The 16,249-nt window shown below is 63.3% G+C and carries 11 protein-coding genes and 1 pseudogene; 8 read left to right on the top strand and 4 right to left on the bottom strand.

Annotated features, from left to right (window positions below):
- Positions 1-55: 55 nt before the first annotated feature.
- On the bottom strand, positions 56-1,081 hold the full coding sequence (locus C6558_RS14580) for an ABC transporter substrate-binding protein (RefSeq protein ID WP_025429274.1): 1,026 nt from the start codon (positions 1,079-1,081) through the stop codon (positions 56-58).
- 463 nt (positions 1,082-1,544) lie between these two features.
- Between C6558_RS14580 and C6558_RS14575 the strand changes: the two genes are divergently transcribed.
- The 5 genes from C6558_RS14575 (at position 1,545) to C6558_RS14555 (ending at position 5,528) form a co-directional block, all read left to right on the top strand.
- Positions 1,545-2,360 carry a DUF3100 domain-containing protein gene (locus C6558_RS14575; protein ID WP_107027454.1) on the top strand — a complete coding sequence of 272 codons (816 nt, stop codon included), beginning with the start codon at positions 1,545-1,547 and terminating at the stop codon, positions 2,358-2,360.
- Between the two features lie 17 nt (positions 2,361-2,377).
- Positions 2,378-2,893, top strand: coding sequence for a hypothetical protein (locus C6558_RS14570; RefSeq protein WP_057222838.1), 516 nt, complete (start codon positions 2,378-2,380; stop codon positions 2,891-2,893).
- 64 nt (positions 2,894-2,957) lie between these two features.
- Positions 2,958-4,115 carry a M20 aminoacylase family protein gene (locus tag C6558_RS14565; RefSeq protein ID WP_107027547.1) on the top strand — a complete coding sequence of 386 codons (1,158 nt, stop codon included), beginning with the start codon at positions 2,958-2,960 and terminating at the stop codon, positions 4,113-4,115.
- 22 nt (positions 4,116-4,137) lie between these two features.
- The gene (locus tag C6558_RS14560; protein WP_225906260.1) at positions 4,138-5,055 is read left to right on the top strand and encodes a LysR family transcriptional regulator; all 918 of its coding nucleotides are present in this window, start codon (positions 4,138-4,140) and stop codon (positions 5,053-5,055) included.
- A 107-nt stretch (positions 5,056-5,162) separates the two neighbouring features.
- Complete coding sequence (locus C6558_RS14555; RefSeq protein WP_025429279.1) at positions 5,163-5,528, top strand: VOC family protein; 366 nt, start codon at positions 5,163-5,165, stop codon at positions 5,526-5,528.
- Positions 5,529-5,687: 159 nt separating this feature from the next.
- Here C6558_RS14555 and C6558_RS14550 read toward each other — a convergent pair.
- Positions 5,688-6,586 (bottom strand): annotated as a pseudogene (locus C6558_RS14550) (LysR family transcriptional regulator).
- A 104-nt stretch (positions 6,587-6,690) separates the two neighbouring features.
- Between C6558_RS14550 and C6558_RS14545 the strand changes: the two are divergent.
- The 3 genes from C6558_RS14545 to C6558_RS14535 all read left to right on the top strand — a co-directional run bounded on the left by C6558_RS14545 (position 6,691) and on the right by C6558_RS14535 (position 10,371).
- Positions 6,691-7,680, top strand: a complete 990-nt coding sequence (locus C6558_RS14545) for a zinc-dependent alcohol dehydrogenase family protein (RefSeq protein ID WP_107027453.1) — start codon at positions 6,691-6,693, stop codon at positions 7,678-7,680.
- 243 nt (positions 7,681-7,923) lie between these two features.
- Positions 7,924-8,808 (top strand): NAD(P)-dependent oxidoreductase, encoded by an 885-nt coding sequence (locus tag C6558_RS14540; RefSeq protein WP_057209852.1) that lies wholly within the window; start codon positions 7,924-7,926, stop codon positions 8,806-8,808.
- A gap of 18 nt (positions 8,809-8,826) precedes the next feature.
- Positions 8,827-10,371, top strand: a complete 1,545-nt coding sequence (locus tag C6558_RS14535) for an aldehyde dehydrogenase family protein (protein WP_057209853.1) — start codon at positions 8,827-8,829, stop codon at positions 10,369-10,371.
- Between the two features lie 71 nt (positions 10,372-10,442).
- On the opposite strand, the gene C6558_RS14530 is transcribed toward C6558_RS14535, so the two are convergent.
- Both C6558_RS14530 and C6558_RS14525 read right to left on the bottom strand, forming a co-directional pair.
- Positions 10,443-12,344, bottom strand: coding sequence for a methyl-accepting chemotaxis protein (locus C6558_RS14530; protein WP_107027452.1), 1,902 nt, complete (start codon positions 12,342-12,344; stop codon positions 10,443-10,445).
- Positions 12,345-12,627: 283 nt separating this feature from the next.
- Positions 12,628-16,248: a hydantoinase B/oxoprolinase family protein gene (locus tag C6558_RS14525; RefSeq protein WP_107027451.1), complete on the bottom strand. Its 3,621-nt coding sequence runs from the start codon at positions 16,246-16,248 to the stop codon at positions 12,628-12,630.
- Position 16,249 lies beyond the last annotated feature (1 nt).

Below are 16,249 nucleotides of genomic sequence, written 5' to 3'. Positions count from 1 at the left end.
TATGATCGGGTCAGAAGCGCCGGGCGGACCACGAGATCCGCCCGGTCTTGAGCGCTTACTTGAAGAGCGCTTCAGCGTCTTCGATTGAAAGGGCGCTGGTGTAGGAGTAGTAGCCCGGCTTGCCGTCGACCTGCTTGGCGGCATCCGCCAGGTTCTTGGAGTCGATGAACGGGATCGGCAGGTACATGGCGTTCTTGTACTGGCCAGCCGTTGCCGGTTCCTTCAGTTCCTTGCCCTGCAGCATGAGGACGGCGACATTGAGCGCGCTTGCCATGACGCCGGGCGGATTGACGGTCGCGCCGGAGTTCAGCTTATCCTTGCTCCAGAGATCGATGAAGTCCTTGCGGATCTCGCCGGTTGCTGCGATCTGGCTGGCCTTGCCGGCATCCATGATCGACTTCCAGGCGCCGGCAGCCATGCCGTCCTGCACGACGACGCCGTTGACGTCAGGATAGGTCGCCAGGATGTTCTGCATGGCCTGTTGGCCCTGCGCCTGATCCCAGTTGGCGTTGACCTCGTTGACGACTTGGATATCCGGATAGTCCTTGAAGACGCTCTTATAGCCGGCGACCCGCATCTCGTTTGCCGGGTGGCCTGCGACGCCGTTGATCGCCACGACCTTGCCCTTACCACCGAGCGTTTCGGCAAGCCACTTGGCACCGGCCGCACCCCATGCCGTCTGGTCGATGCCGACATAGGTGGCATCCGGCGAAGAGACTTCGGCATCAGTGGCGATCACCAGAATGCCCGCTTCCTTCGCCTGCGCGAAGATCGGGTCGAAGGCCGTCGGGCTGTTGGGGTTGATGATGATGGCGTTGACGCCCTCGGCAATGAAATTGCGCACATGGGCGATCTGCCCGGGCACGTCGACATTGGCGCTCTGGACGCTGACTTCGACGTCGACGCCCTTTTCCTTCCATTTTTCCGCGGCCGCCTTGGCCTCGTCGATCATCTGCGTGCGCCACTCGCTGCCGACCCAACCATTGGACAGACCAATCTTGAAGGTCTCGGCATTGGCGAGCGAGGCGGAGATGGCAATGGATGCGACGGTGCCGAGTGCTACGGCGATAAGCTTCTTCATAAGATCCTCCCAAAATCTTGCGAGAACCATGAAGCCAGAAAATGTAATCGATTTCAATGGGGGTTTTCAGCGATTTTTGATGGGTTTTTCGAATTTCTGTCGTGAACCTGCGCAAGGTGTGATCTGGCCGGGCCAATCGCCCGGATTGCTGGGGAAAGTTGGCGCTTTCCGTGCCGCTCGTCCCCACTTGGCCGTATGTGTCCTTGGCCATCGAGGCGGCACATGCAAAAGCAAGGCAAGGCGAAAGCTCGATTCGCATCCGCACTCGGCCAAAGCAGGACCGCGACCATGAAATGACAGAAGCGATGAGCGGTTTTGCAGAAGCCGCCTTCAACCCAGCGACCTGTTGCTGGAACTGCAACACTTCGTTGCTCGCCGACCGGCTAGCCGGCATTTGCCCTCAGCCAATAGTGTTAAGTTTGGGCAAAGAACAACAACTGGTCCCCAACCAGAGGAGAACATCATGACCGGAAAACCCGGAGCCGCCGCAGGCGGGCTCTATCTGCACATCCTTGTGCTCGCGATCGTCATCGTCTCCGAGCTGATCGGCATTCAACGCCTGTCGATCAGCCTCGGCACCGTGATCTTCCTGCCGATCCTTTATGCCTTCGCACTCGGCATCATGCTCAATCCCGCCATTTTCAAGGCGAGCGCCAAGTTCATTTCCAAGGATGCGGTCAAGCTGTCCGGCGCCATGATCACCGTTGCGATCATGCCTTTCATTGCCAAGTTCGGCACAACAGTCGGACCACAGATCTCCAAGATCATCGAGGCCGGACCGGCACTCGTGCTCCAGGAACTCGGCAATCTCGGCACGATCCTCATCGCCTTCCCGGTCGCCGTGTTCCTATTGAAGATGGGCCGCGAAGCCGTCGGCGCCACCTATTCGATCGATCGCGAGCCCAACATCGCGCTGATCGCCGACAAATACGGCCTCAACTCGCCGGAAGGCGCCGGCGCCATGGGAGTCTATGCCACCGGCACACTCATCGGCACATTCGTCTTCGCGATCATGCCGCCGCTCGTCCACGGCCTCGGCATCTTCGACGTGCGCGCTCTTGCCATGTCCTGCGGCGTCGGCTCCGGCTCGATGCTTGCGGCCTGCACCGGCGGTCTCGTCGCCGTCGTTCCGGACCAGAAGGACATCATCCTGGCGCTGGCAGCGGCCAGCAACATCCTGACCTACGCGACCGGCCTTTATGTCGGCATGTTCGTCGCCCTGCCGCTGACGGAATGGCTTTACAACAAAGCCCGCCCGTCCGACCGCAAAACAGCCTGATCGGGGAGACAGGAACAATGGCCAATCAAACCAACACCACCACCAATCTTGCTGATGACCTGCCGCTGAATGCGGAAGATGAGCGCAAAATCGATGTCGTCAAACACTCCGGGCTGCTGCTGATCGCCTGCGCCATCGGCCTGATCGCCAACTGGGTCGGAACGGGCACGTCGCCGCTCATCGCCCTGCCGGGCATGGCGGTGCTCTATGTCGCCTGCATCATCGGCCTCGGCTTTGCCCGCTTCGTACCCTTTTACCTGCCTGGTGTCGCCTGGGTATCGCTGATCGCGATCCTGATCACCATTCCCGGCGTCCCGGGGGCTGCCTGGGTCAGCGAACAGGTCGAGCACCTGAACTTCCTGGCGCTCGCCACGCCGGCGCTTGCCTATGGCGGCCTGGCGCTGACAGCGAGCGAATTCGCCATCGCCCGTCGTTCGGGCTGGAAGATCGTCATCGTGGCGATCTGCGTGATGATCGGAACCTATATGGGCTCCGTCGTCGTTGCCGACCTGTTCCTGAGATTGGGCCAGTAGGATAGAACAGCAGGCCGGCCGCGTTTGCGGCCGGTTTCCAATGTGCAGAGACAGGATGAACGAGATGAGCCGCCACGACATCAGCCCCGACCGTATCGCGGAAACGATCGCCTGGCGCCATCACCTGCACGCCCACCCGGAACTCGCCTTCGAGGAACGGGAAACCTCCGCCTTCATTGCCGGCAAGCTTGCCGAATGGGGCATCGCGACCAAAACCGGCTATGCCGGCACCGGCCTTGTCGGCACGCTGTCACGCGGTACTTCGACCCGCGCCATCGCCATCCGCGCCGACATGGACGCGCTGCCGATCGTCGAGGCCAGCGGCGTTGCCTACGCGTCGAAAACATCCGGCAAGATGCATGCCTGCGGCCATGACGGTCACGTCTCGATGCTGCTCGCCGCGGCGCGACAAGCCTCCGAGATGGATTTCGACGGTACCGTACACTTCATTTTCCAGCCGGCGGAAGAAGCGGAAGGTGGCGCCCGCGCCATGGTCGCCGACGGCCTCTTCCGTGATTTTCCGGCTGACGCAGTCTATGCCCTGCACAATTGGCCGGCGCTTAACGTCGGCACCTGCGTTGCCCGCGACGACGCGATGATGGCCGCCTTCGGCGTGTTCGAAATCCGCATCACCGGCAGAGGCGCCCACGGGGCGATGCCGCATGAGGGCGCCGACCCGCTGGTTGCCGCAGCCCAGATCGTCTCCGCGCTGCAGACGATTGCCAGCCGCAACGTCTCGCCGCTCGACGCAGCCGTCGTCTCCGTGACCCAGATCCACGGCGGCGATGCCTGGAATGTCATCCCGCAGGAAGCTGTCATCCGCGGCACGACACGCTGGTTTGCGAAAGAAGTCGGAGAAATCCTCGAAAAGCGCATGCGGACGCTGACGGCGGCCATCGCCGAGGGCCTCGGCTGCAGCGCCGATCTCGACTATCAGTACCGCTATCCCGCCACGATCAACGATGCTGCATCGGCCGCCTTCGTGCGCTCGGTCGCAGCAAAGGACAGTGCCCTTTCGGTCGTCGATGCCGCCCCCAGCATGGCTGCGGAAGATTTCGCCTTCATGCTGGAGGAACGCCCCGGCTGTTACCTCTGGCTCGGCGCACGCCGCGAAGGCGCCAACCCCGGCCTGCATTCACCGCACTACGATTTCAACGATGCGATCGTTCCGCAGGGCGTCGACCTCTGGACAAGGCTGATCGCCACATCTCTTGGTCGTTGACCTCAAACCGTTTCCGTCGCACATGACCACCATGGACGTGCTCGACGCGAAAGCGCTCAAGATTTTTATGGCCGTTGCCCGCATCGGATCGATCCGGGGTGCGGCCGAACACATGGGGCTGGCGCCGTCGGTCGTCAGCCGCCAGATCGCCGACACCGAACGCGAGATCGGCCTTGCGCTGTTCGAACGAACAGCACGCGGCACAGTGCTGACGGATGCCGGCGAACTCGTTCTCGAACACGGCAAGCGTGTTCTTGAAGACAACGGCCTGCTCGCCGAACAGCTCGACCAGATCCGCGGCGTCCAGCAGACGCGCATCCGCATTCGTTGCGGCGAAGGTTTCATGGCGGACCTTGTCGAACACGGGCTGTCGTCATTCTCGAGGGCGCATTCATATGTCCGCTATATCGTCGAACTCGGCAGCACCGAGGACGTGGTCGATGCCATCGCCAACAGCGACGCGGATATCGGCATCGCCTACACACCGCTGACGGACCCGCGCATCCGGGCGCTGGCAATCGCCCGCCAGCCGCTTTGCGTCATTGCTCCGATCGGGCATGCCCTCGCCAGCCGCACCGGTCTGAAACTGGCGGACTGTCTGACCTCGCCCTGCGCCATGCTCGGCAAAGGCAACGGCGTCACCCAGATCGTTGCCCGCGTCGCCGCCGACGCCGGCATGGCACTGGCGCCGTTGCTCGAAACTCATTCGATCGAAGTGTTGCGCCGTTTCGTCGCCTCCGGTCTCGGCGTCACCTTCCTGCCGAGGACCGCCGTCTCCGGCGAAATCGACCGCGGCGTCATGCAGGCGGTCGACCTTGAAGATCCGCTGCTGCGCGAGGCGAGCGCTCACCTGATGGTGCGTGCGCATCGCCGCCTGCCGCTCTCGGTAGAAAAACTCGGCCAGCATCTCGCGCAGGAAATGCAGTCCTTCAAAGCCTGAGGCTTACCGAACCGGCATCCGGACGGCCCGTTCTGCACTCAGTTCCACCGACAGGAAACCTTTACGCGAGTTGACCGTTGTAGCTCCAGGACAGAGGAGAAGGTTGAATGGCATCCGTCCGATACATCGTCGCGGACGTCGACGAGGCGGTCGCGTTTTATCGAGACAATCTCGATTTCAAGATCGACAAGCACAACCCGGGCAAGTTCGCCGCGCTGCTGCGCGACGACCTGACGCTGTATCTCAGCGCCCCAGGTGCCGGGAGCGGTGGTCAGGCCGGCGGTGATCCGAAGCCGGGCGGGTGGAACCGATTTATGATCATTACAAACGAGGTCGATGTCCTCATTGAGCGGTTGCGCCGCGCTGATGCAAGATTCCGTGGTGAAATCAGCGACGGCGGTGCCGGCCGCGCCATCCTACTCGAAGATCCGTCGGGCAACGTCATCGAGCTATTCGAGTTCAAGAAGGACTGAACCTGACGTAAAGCTGATGGCGGCGGGCGGTTGCCTTCGATACGTCGTCTGCTCATGGTCATGGCGCGTTCCGCCACCGACGTCAGGTTCCCGTCTTTGACCAAACGGACGGGCCGGAATCCACGCCCATCTCAGTCGTCCGGTTTATGGGTTCACGGCTTAGATCATCGCCGTGGGCAAAGCGGCCACCAGCGCATCGACCGCAAGACGGACTTTCAGCGGCAAGTGCGGCGTGCGCAACCAAAGGGCATAGTTGTCGAACACATATCCCGGCTCGCCTTGCAACACTTCGACAAGGACGCCGGACTTGATGCGGTGGCGAACGAGCCACGACGGCAACCAGGCCAGCCCATTCCGGCAGCCGCAGCATCGGCGATGGCCTCGAGATCGTCCAGCCGCAAGCGATTGGCGGGCGTCACTTCCAAAACCTGCCGCCCGTCGCGCGGGAAAAGCCAGGGATGCACCCATCCAGGTCTATTATATGTCACCGCATGATGGCCGCCCAGATCGTCGATCTGTCTCGGGGTGCCATGGCGCTCGACATAGGACGGCGATGCGCACACAACCATGCTGTGGCTGGCAAGCCGACGGGCGATCAGCCCGGACCTGTCCTCCAGAGTGCCGGTGCGGATGGCAAGGTCGTAACCATCCTCGGCGAGATCGACGATGCGATCGCCGAAGGAGAGCTCAAGCTCGAGCCTTGGGTATTTCCGGGCAAACTCCATCAGAATGGGCGCGACGCACCGCCGGCCGAGCAGCGCCGGCATGGTGACGCGCAACCGACCGCGCGGCTCGGAAAGCTGATCGGCCGCAAGTGCGTCTGCCGCTTCGGCCTCCGCAAGGATGACACGGCAGCGGTCATAATAGGCGCGACCGAATTCGGTCAGGCTCTGTCGACGCGTCGTGCGGTTGATCAGACGCACGCCGAGCCGCTCTTCGAGAAACCGAACATGCTTGCCGACCATCGGCCCGGAAAGGTCGAGCGCTTCCGAGGCGGCCGCAAACGAGCCGAGATCCACGGCTTTGACGAACACCGCCATGCTCGTAAGGCGATCCATATTCGAAACTCCTGGTTTCTACTGCTCTGCCAAATCCGACATTTATCGAATTCCAGCCGACGCGCATAGCTTATTCAGTTCAATCATTACGGAGTTTATGGCTGATGGCACGCGTCGTTCGTTTTCATGAGCATGGTGGTCCGGAGGTTCTGCGCATTGAGGATCACGATGTTGCCGGACCCGGTACCGGCGAGGTCCAGATTCGCGTCAAGGCCCTTGGCCTCAATCGCGCCGAGGCGCTGCTGCGCTCGGGCCGGTACATCGAGACGCCGACATTGCCGTCCGGTCTTGGCCTCGAGGCTGCGGGGGTGATCGAAACGATTGGCGGCGGGGTCGACGGTTTCGCGCCAGGCGACGCCGTCAGCATCATTCCGCCGATATCGATGGTCCGCTGGCCCGCCTATGGTGAGCTGGTCACCGTCCCTGCCGCGCAGGTGGTCAAGCATCCGCCGTCGCTCAACTGGGAAGCGGCAGCAGCCGTCTGGATGCAATATCTCACGGCCTATGGCGCCCTGATCGACATCGCCAAGCTCGGCAGGCAAGATTTGGTCGTGATCACCGCCGCCTCGAGCAGTGTCGGATTGGCGGCCATCCAGATCGCCAACCTGGTCGGCGCAACCGCAATTGCCGTCACGCGAACCTCTGCCAAGAAGCAGGCCTTGTTCGATTTCGGCGCAGCCCATGTGATCGCCTTAGCGGAGGAAGACCTGGAAGCCCGACTGAAGGAGATTGCCGGTCCGCAGGGCATCCACGTGGTATTCGACCCGATCGGCGGGCCGATATTCGAACCGCTGACGGCGGCGATGTCACATGGCGGCATCCTGATCGAATATGGCGGCCTCAGCCCTGAGCCCACGCCTTTTCCGCTGTTTGCCGTCCTCAGCAAGACGCTGACGTTGCGTGGTTACCTCGTCCACGAGATCATCGGTAATCCCCAGCGGCTGGAGGCGGCCAAGGCCTTCATCCTCGACGGGCTGACCTCAGGTTCGTTGCAACCGGTCATCGCCAGGACCTTTCCGTTCGAGCAGATCGTCGAGGCGCATCGCTATCTCGAGACGAACGAACAGTTCGGCAAGATCGTCGTGACAATCTGACGATTGGAGCATTTCCAGGAAAAGAGCCAAGCGGTTTTCCGTCGGGAATGCCTAAAGCAAACGGATCGGGCGTTTCTGCCACTCCGCCAAAACCGGAAACGCTCGATGCCTCGGGCCGGCATCCGCTGAACCACCGACGTTGCGGCGCCAGCAACGCAGTGTACCGGCCCCGCCGTCTACCCGCCCCGAATACCCCGTGCCACCTTCTCAGCACCAAAACAAACGCTGAGGGTGACACCGGATATGACGACGAAAGAGAGAGCGATAGGCGTGGTCGGGCTTGGAGCCATGGGGCTCGGCATGGCGACCACGCTCGCCAGCAACGGCTTTGCGGTGAAGGGCTTCGACCTTTCCGACGGCAGACGCAAGCTGGCGGACGAAGGCGGTGTGGCGCCTTGCGAAACGCTTGCCGACGTCTTCGTCGATACCGATTTCATCGTTTTCTCGCTGCCGACCGCCAAGGACGTCGCAGCCGTCGTCGAGGCCAATCTTGACGCCCTGAAGGCTGCCGACGACCGTGTCGTCATCATCGACACGTCCACGTCGGAACCCGACGTTTCGCGCGATCTCGCCGCCGGTCTCAACGCACTTGGCCACGGTTTCCTCGATGCGCCCGTCTCGGGCGGGCCGGCGGGTGCTGCAAGCGGCATGCTGACGATGATGATCGGCGGCAGTGACGCCGATGTTACCCGCGCGAAAATGGTGATCGATGCGATGGCGGCCAAGGCCCTGCATGTGGGCCCAAGCGGTGCCGGCAATGTCGCCAAGCTCGTCAACAACTTGCTTGCAGCCGCCCATATGGTGACGACGGGCGAGGGCCTGAAGCTGGCGCTTTCGGCAGGGCTAGAGCCCGAACAGGCGCTCAAGGTGCTGAACGCCGCCTCGGGCAAATCGATGATCAGCGAAGTGCATTTCCCGACCTGGGTGATGAACGACCGCTTCGACAGCGGCTTCACCATGGGCCTGATGCGCAAGGACGTGCGGCTTGCAAGTGAGCTTGCCGCCCGCACCGGCGCCGCACTGCCGCTTTCGGCGGCAGTCGCTCGGCTCTGGGCCGAAAGCCCGCTCGACAATGCCGACGACTTCACCCGCATGGGCGCCTTTCGCGCCACGGCCAACGACAACTGAGACGACAAGGGGAAGACAATGAACGACATGACCATGCCGGCCGCCAAGGCCGAGCGCATCCGCGCGCTGTTTCATGGCTTCCTGCCCGGCAGCGAGATCGGAAGCTATGTCGACGGCGTGCTGGTGGCAGGCTCCGGGCCTGAGCAGAACCTGACCGACCCGGCGACCGGCGAGGTTTTCGCCACGTTCAAGGACGCCGGCAACGACGTCATCGATGCGGGCATGGAAGCGGCGACGCGGGCGCAGCGCGAGTGGATGGCCATGACGGCATCCGCCCGCGGCCGGGTGATGAACGAGATCGCCCGCAAGATCCGTGAGCGCGCACCGGAACTGGCCGAGCTCGAAAGCCGTTCCGCTGGCCGGCCGATCCGCGATATCCGCGGCGAAGCGCTGCGGGTCGCCGAGATGTTCGAATATTATGCCGGCTGGTGCGACAAGCTGCACGGCGAGGTCATTCCGGTCCCGACCTCACACCTGAACTACATCAGGCACGAACCGGTCGGCGTCGTTGCCCAGATCACGCCCTGGAACGCGCCGCTCTTTACCGGCGGCTGGCAGATCGCACCGGCGATCTGCGCCGGCAACGGCGTCGTGATCAAACCGTCGGAGCTGACGCCGCTCAGCACGCTTGTCCTCGGAGCACTTTGCGAGGCGGGCGGCGCACCGCGCGGACTCGTCAACGTCATCGCCGGCCAGGGCGTGACCGCAGGCGCCGCGATGGTTGCCCATCAGCAGACAGCGCTCGTCGTCTTCGTCGGCTCGGCCCAGGCCGGATCTGCGATTGCGGCAGCAGCTGCGAAGAACGTCGTGCCCTGCATTCTCGAACTCGGCGGCAAGTCCGGCAACATCGTCTTTGCCGATGCGGATGTCGGCCGGGCGATCGTCGGCGCGCAGTCGGCCATCTTCTCGGGCGCCGGCCAGAGCTGCGTTGCCGGTTCCCGTCTGTTGATCCACCGCTCGGTGCATCAGCAATTCGTCGAGCGTTATGCCCGCGCCGCCGAACGCATCCCGGTCGGCGATCCCTATCTCGACGCCACCCAGATTGGCCCGATCAACAATGCCCGCCAATGGGCAAAGATCGACGAGATGGTGCGCCAGGGTGTTGCCGAAGGCGCAACGCTTGCAACCGGCGGCGCCAAGCCCGCAGCGCTTTCGTCCTCCGGCGGCTTCTTCTTTGCCCCGACCATCCTCGACAACGTCAAGCCCGACATGACCATCGCGCGCGAGGAAGTCTTCGGCCCGGTCGTCGGCGTCACGGTCTTTGACGACGAGGAAGAAGCGGTGGCGCTTGCCAACAACAACCCTTACGGTCTCGCGGGCGCTGTGTGGACACGGGACGTCGGGCGAGCCCACCGCATGGCCGCGCGCGTGCGCGCCGGCACGTTCTGGATCAATGGCTACAAGACGATCAGCGTGATGTCGCCCTTCGGCGGCTTCGGCCGCTCCGGATACGGCCGCTCCAGCGGCCGCGACGCGCTGCTCGCCTACACCCAGACAAAGAGCGTCTGGGTCGAAACCGCGGAAAATCCTGCCGTCGTCTTCGGCTATGCCCCGGAGGCGTAGGGCAGTCGAGCGAATGAAATGACAGAAGGGCCGGCGACGCCGACCCTTCTCTCTTGCTCGGGGCCGTTTCGTCAGGCGGCGCGGCTCCAGCTTTCGCGCGTTGCAACACCTTCCAGCTTGAACTTCGCCAGCATCTTGCGGAGCTGGCGGCTTTCTTCGGCGAGCGTTCCGCTCGCAGCCGTCGTTTCTTCAACCATTGCCGCATTCTGCTGGGTCATCTGGTCCATGTGGTTGACCGAGGTATTGATCTGCTGCAGTGCGGTTGCCTGTTCGCGTGCGGCGGTCGCGATCGTATTGACGTGGCCGCTGACATTGTTGACCAGGGTCTCGATCTCCAACAGCGCCTCGCCGGTCGAGCGCACCAGCGACACGCCGTTTTCGACCTCGCTTGCGGAGCTGTGGATCAGCGTCTTGATCTCCTTGGCGGCGTTCGCCGAACGCTGCGCCAACTCGCGGACTTCCTGGGCGACGACGGCAAAGCCGCGTCCGGCCTCGCCGGCACGGGCGGCCTCGACGCCAGCGTTGAGCGCCAGTAGATTGGTCTGGAAGGCGATCTCGTCGATCACCGAGATGATCTGGTTGATCCGGTTCGACGAATCCTCGATGCGGCCCATGGCGTCGATTGCGCTGCGCACGATCGCACCCGATCGTCCGGCACTGTCCTTGGTGGCGCGCACCATCTCGTGCGCCTCATTGGCCCGCGCAGACGCGGTCCGGACCGTCGAGGTGATTTCGTCGAGGGCCGCCGCTGTCTCTTCGAGTGCTGCCGCCTGTTGCTCGGTACGCTTCGACAAATCGTTAGCCGCCGAGCTCAACTCCACCGAATTGTCGTTGATCGTGCCCGCCGCAGTACGGACGTTCTGCATCGTCGAGCGCAGGGTCACCATCGTGGCGTTGACGTTGGTCTGAAGCTCGGCGAACGCGCCGTGGAATTCACCGCGCATGGATTGCGTCAGGTCGGCGTCTGCGAGTGCTGCCACGACGCGGCGGACCTCGTTGACCGTCAAATCGACGCTCGATACCAGCTCGTTGACGCTGGCGGCAAAGCGGTTGAGGTCCTCGTTATCGTAGTCCTTGGTGATGCGACCGGTGAAATCGCCGGCAACGGCCGCGGCAACCACGATGCTGATGTTGGACTGGAGATCGCTGCTGCGTGCATGCAGCGCCGCCTCCTGGGCCTTCATGTCGCGCATGCTGATGGCGTTCTTGCGGAAGACTTCGACGGCGCGGCCCATCTCGCCGATCTCGTCGCGGCGTGAAGAGTCAGCGCCATCGCCATCAAGCTTGCCGTCGGCAAGTTCGCTCATGATCGACGTCAGCGTTTGCACCGGAAGCACGATGCCGCGGCGCGCGACGAGCAGGCTGACGGCCACGCCGAAGACGATACAGGCGCCGGCTGCAGCCAAGAGGATCGTCATCGCGACGGAGGAAGATTCGAGCGCCTCGGCGCGAGCAGCGGCAAGAGCATCGCCGGAATAGGTGCTGTAGGCCTTGACGGCGGACGTCACGGTCTTCTGGGCGTCGAGCGCCTTGTCGAGCGCGGCCTTGACGGCAGCGGCGTCGGCGCCATTCGATCCGGCGACGGCAATCATTGCGCGGATCTCGTCGAAGTAGCTGTTCAGCGTCGTGCGGATGTCGTTGAGAAGCTTGTCCTCGGCATCGTCGGCGACCGCCTCGATCTTGGTGACGCGAGCGAGCATTTCAGCGGCGCGCGTTTCCGTTTCCGCACCGAACTCCGAAGCCTTACCGGGCGTTGCCGCAAGTTGATAGGTCATGCGGCTGATGGCGATGATATCGACCCTGAGGTCCATCGCCTCGCGCGCGGCTTCTTCGCGGGCGCCGACTTCGACGATCGTCGTGCCGAGTGAAGAGAGCCCGCGCGCACCGGCAAGGGCGATCAGGGTTGACGAAATGCCCATGACCACGACCACGAGGCCGACCTTGGTCAATATCGATAAATTCTTGAACGCCACTGCCGTGACTCCTGTGATGTCGCGATCGCGCTGGTTTGCAGGACATGGTCGGCCAAACCGGTGGGAGGAGACCCGGAATGTTGCGCGCGCTCCGAGGGAGGAGGCGGAGATCTCAAGCGCACCGACCGAGAGATACTTAGTAATTGCGAATTTAAATTAGCGTCAAAACAGCAACATCAGGATCGGCCCGGCCAAGGCGGCGCCCATCCGAACGGCCTTTCAAACGCAAAGCGGGCGGGCGATTTCTCGCCCGCCCGCAGACCGCCGCAGCAGTCTTGGGAGATCATTTCTTGCCGTAGCCGCCGCCCGTGGGCGTGACGACGGTAAAGGCCTCGCCGGCTTCCAGAACCGTATGGGCGCAGCCCGACAGCTCTTCGGTTCGCCCGTCGTTGCGACGGACGAGGTTCTGGCCGAGATTGCCGGGCTCACCGCCCTTGATGCCGAAGGGTGCAACACGGCGGTGACCGGAAAGGATCGCGAAGTCGAGCTTTTCCCGGGCACGAATGGTGCGTTTCGTGCCGTCGCCGGCCGACCACTTACCCTTGCCGCCGGAGCCGCGGCGGATGTGGAAGTCCTCCAGCACCACCGGGAAGCGGGTCTCAAGAATTTCCGGATCGGTCAGACGCGAATTGGTCATATGGGTGTGGACCGCATCGGCGCCATTGTAACCCGGCCCCGCCGACGCGCCCGAGCAGATCGTCTCGTAATACTGGTAGTGCGCGTTGCCGAAGGTCAGATTGTTCATCGTGCCTTGAGCGCCTGCCTGGCTTTCGACGGCACCGAAGAGGCAGTTGGTGACAGCCTGGCTGACTTCGACATTGCCGGCAACGACCGCTGCGGGATAACGCGGGGTCAGCATCGTGCCTTCCGGGATGACGATGTGGATCGGCCTGAGGCAACCGGCGTTCATCGGGATATCGGCCTCGACGAGAACGCGGAAGACATAAAGCACCGCCGCCCGAGTGACCGGAGCGGGCGCATTGAAATTGTCCGAACGCTGTTCCGACGTGCCGGTGAAGTCGACGGTGGCCTCGCGCTTGTCACGATCGACGGTGATCTTCACCACGATCTTGCAGCCCTGATCCATCTCGTAGGAGAATTCGCCGTTAGGCAGTTGGTCCAGCACGCGGCGCACGCTTTCGGCGGCATTGTCCTGGACGTGGCCCATATAGGCCTCAACGACATCCTCGCCGAACTGCGCGATCATCTTCTTGAGTTCCGCCACGCCCTTTTCGTTGGCGGCAACCTGCGCCTTCAGGTCGTTGACGTTCTGCACGATGTTGCGAACCGGATAGCGCGCGCCATTGAGCAACGCCTCAAGTTCGGCCTCGCAGAAGCGGCCGGCATCGATGAGCTTGAAGTTGTCGATATAGACGCCTTCTTCCTCGATGTTGGTCGCCAGCGGCGACATTGAGCCGGGCGAAATTCCGCCGATATCGGCATGATGGCCGCGGCTTGCGACCCAGAATCGGATCTCCCTGCCCTGGTCGTCGAACACGGGCGTGCAGACGGTCAGGTCGGGCAGATGTGTGCCACCGTTATAGGGCGCATTGATCAGGAAGACGTCGCCGGGGTGAATGACCGGGTTCTCGCGGATCGCAGTTGCGACCGAGGCATCCATCGAGCCCAGATGCACCGGCATGTGCGGCGCATTGGCAACGAGATTGCCCCTGTTGTCGAAGACCGCGCAGGAGAAATCGAGACGCTCCTTGATGTTCACGGAGTAGGCGGTGTTCTGCAGAGTCACGCCCATCTGCTCGGCGATCGACATGAAGAGATTGTTGAAAATCTCGAGCATGACCGGATCGGCCTTGGTGCCGATCGCGCTGCGCGCCGGCAGCGCCTTGACGCGGCGAAGCACGATATGGTCCTTGGCAGTCAGTTCCCCCTGCCAGCCGTCCTCGACGATAACGGTCTGGTTCGGCTCGATGATGATCGCCGGACCTTCAAGGCGTTGGCCCGGCTTGATCTCGGAGCGAAGCGCCACCGGCGCATCGTGGAACTGGCCCTGGGAATAGAAGCGGGTGCTGCGGCTAAGCGCGGGCGCGCCTGCCGTCGTCGCCAGGCCTTCACCTTCCATCTGGGCAGCGCCGCCGCCGACGGTTTCGACCTCGACAGCGTCGATCACCAGCGCCTTGTTGTCGGCGACGAAGCCGAAGCGGCGCTTGTGCAAGGTCTCGAATTCGGCGCGTAGGCGGGCGATATCGTCATGCCCGGGGAAGGTCGCATCGACAGCCAGGACCGTGTCGGTGCCGGCATAGCGGATATGGGCGCGAAGATGGGTGCGGATCTCGTTGCGGCCGATGCCCTGTGCTTCGAGTTCGCCGAGGCATTCGACCTGCAGGTCGGACCCAAGCTCGGCAAGCGCCGAAGGCGCCTTGTCGTCGAGCGCAACGCCGAGCGCCTTCTGACGGGTGGCGCGGATATCGGCGAGCCCCATGCCATAGGCCGACAGCAGGCCGGACATAGGATGCACCAGAATGCTCTTCATCCCCAGCTGATCGGCGACAAGGCAGGCATGCTGGCCACCGGCGCCGCCGAAGCAGCTGAGCGCGTAACGCGTCACGTCATAGCCGCGCTGGACCGAGATCTTCTTGATCGCCTCGACCATGTTGGCGACCGCAATGCGGATGAAACCGTCGGCAACATCCTCAGGCGCCCGGCCATCGCCGATTTCGGCTGCCATCGCCGCGAAACGCTGACGCACCGTCTCGACATCGAGCCGCTCGTTCTGCTCCGGCCCGAACAGCGCCGGGAAGAATTCCGGCATCAGCTTGCCGAGCATCACATTGGCATCGGTGACCGCAAGCGGGCCGCCGTTGCGATAGCAGGCAGGGCCCGGATTGGCGCCGGCGGAATCCGGTCCGACGCGGAAGCGCTCGCCGTCGAAATGCAGGATCGAACCGCCGCCGGCGGCAACCGTGTGGATCAGCATCATCGGCGCGCGCACGCGCACGCCGGCGACTTCGGTTTCGAAGGCGCGCTCGTATTCGCCGTCGAAATGGGCAACGTCGGTAGAGGTGCCGCCCATGTCGAAGCCGATGACGCGGTCGAAACCGGCCGCTTCACCGGTTTTGGCCAAGCCGACGACACCGCCAGCCGGACCAGAGAGGATCGCATCCTTGCCCTGGAACATGTCGGCGGCCGTCAGGCCACCCGACGACATCATGAACATGACCCGCGCGCCGGAGCGCTCGACGTCGAGTTCGCTCGACACCTGCGCCACATAGCGGCGCAGCACCGGCGAGAGATAGGCGTCGATGACGGTGGTATCGCCGCGACCGACATATTTGATCAGCGGCGAGACTTCGTGGCTGACCGACACCTGCTCGAAGCCCATTTCGCGGGCAAGCCGGGCGACCAGCGCCTCGTGCTCCGGATATTTATAGGCGTGCATGAAGACGATCGCGACGGTGTTGTAACCCTGGTCGCGAAGCGCCGTCAGCGCCTGGCGCGCCTCGGCCTCATCCAGTGCCTGCTCGACCGTGCCGTCGGCCAGCACCCGTTCGCCGAGCTCCACAATATCCTTGTAGAGCGCTTCCGGCTTGATGATTTCGGTGGCGAAGATGTTCTTGCGCTCCTGGTAACCGATCCTGAGCGCGTCACGGAAACCGCGCGTCGTCACCAGTGCGAGCGGTTCGCCCTTGCGCTCAAGCAGCGCATTGGTCGCGACCGTCGTGCCCATACGCACTTCGCTGATGAGCCCGGTCGGGATCGGCGTGCCGGTCGGCAGGCCAAGATGCAGGCGGATGCCGTGCACGGCGGCATCACGATAGGCTTCCGGATTCTCCGACAGCACCTTGCGCGCATGCAGAACGCCTTGCGGGTCCCTGCCGATCACGTCGGTGAAGGTGCCGCCACGGTCGATCCAGAAGTCCCAGCTGCCGGTTTCGCGTGCGCTCATC

It is taken from the genome of Ensifer sp. NM-2 (assembly GCF_003024455.1).
Classification (GTDB): Bacteria; Pseudomonadota; Alphaproteobacteria; order Rhizobiales; family Rhizobiaceae; genus Ensifer; species Ensifer canadensis.
This window is presented reverse-complemented; position numbering and strand designations above follow the sequence as displayed.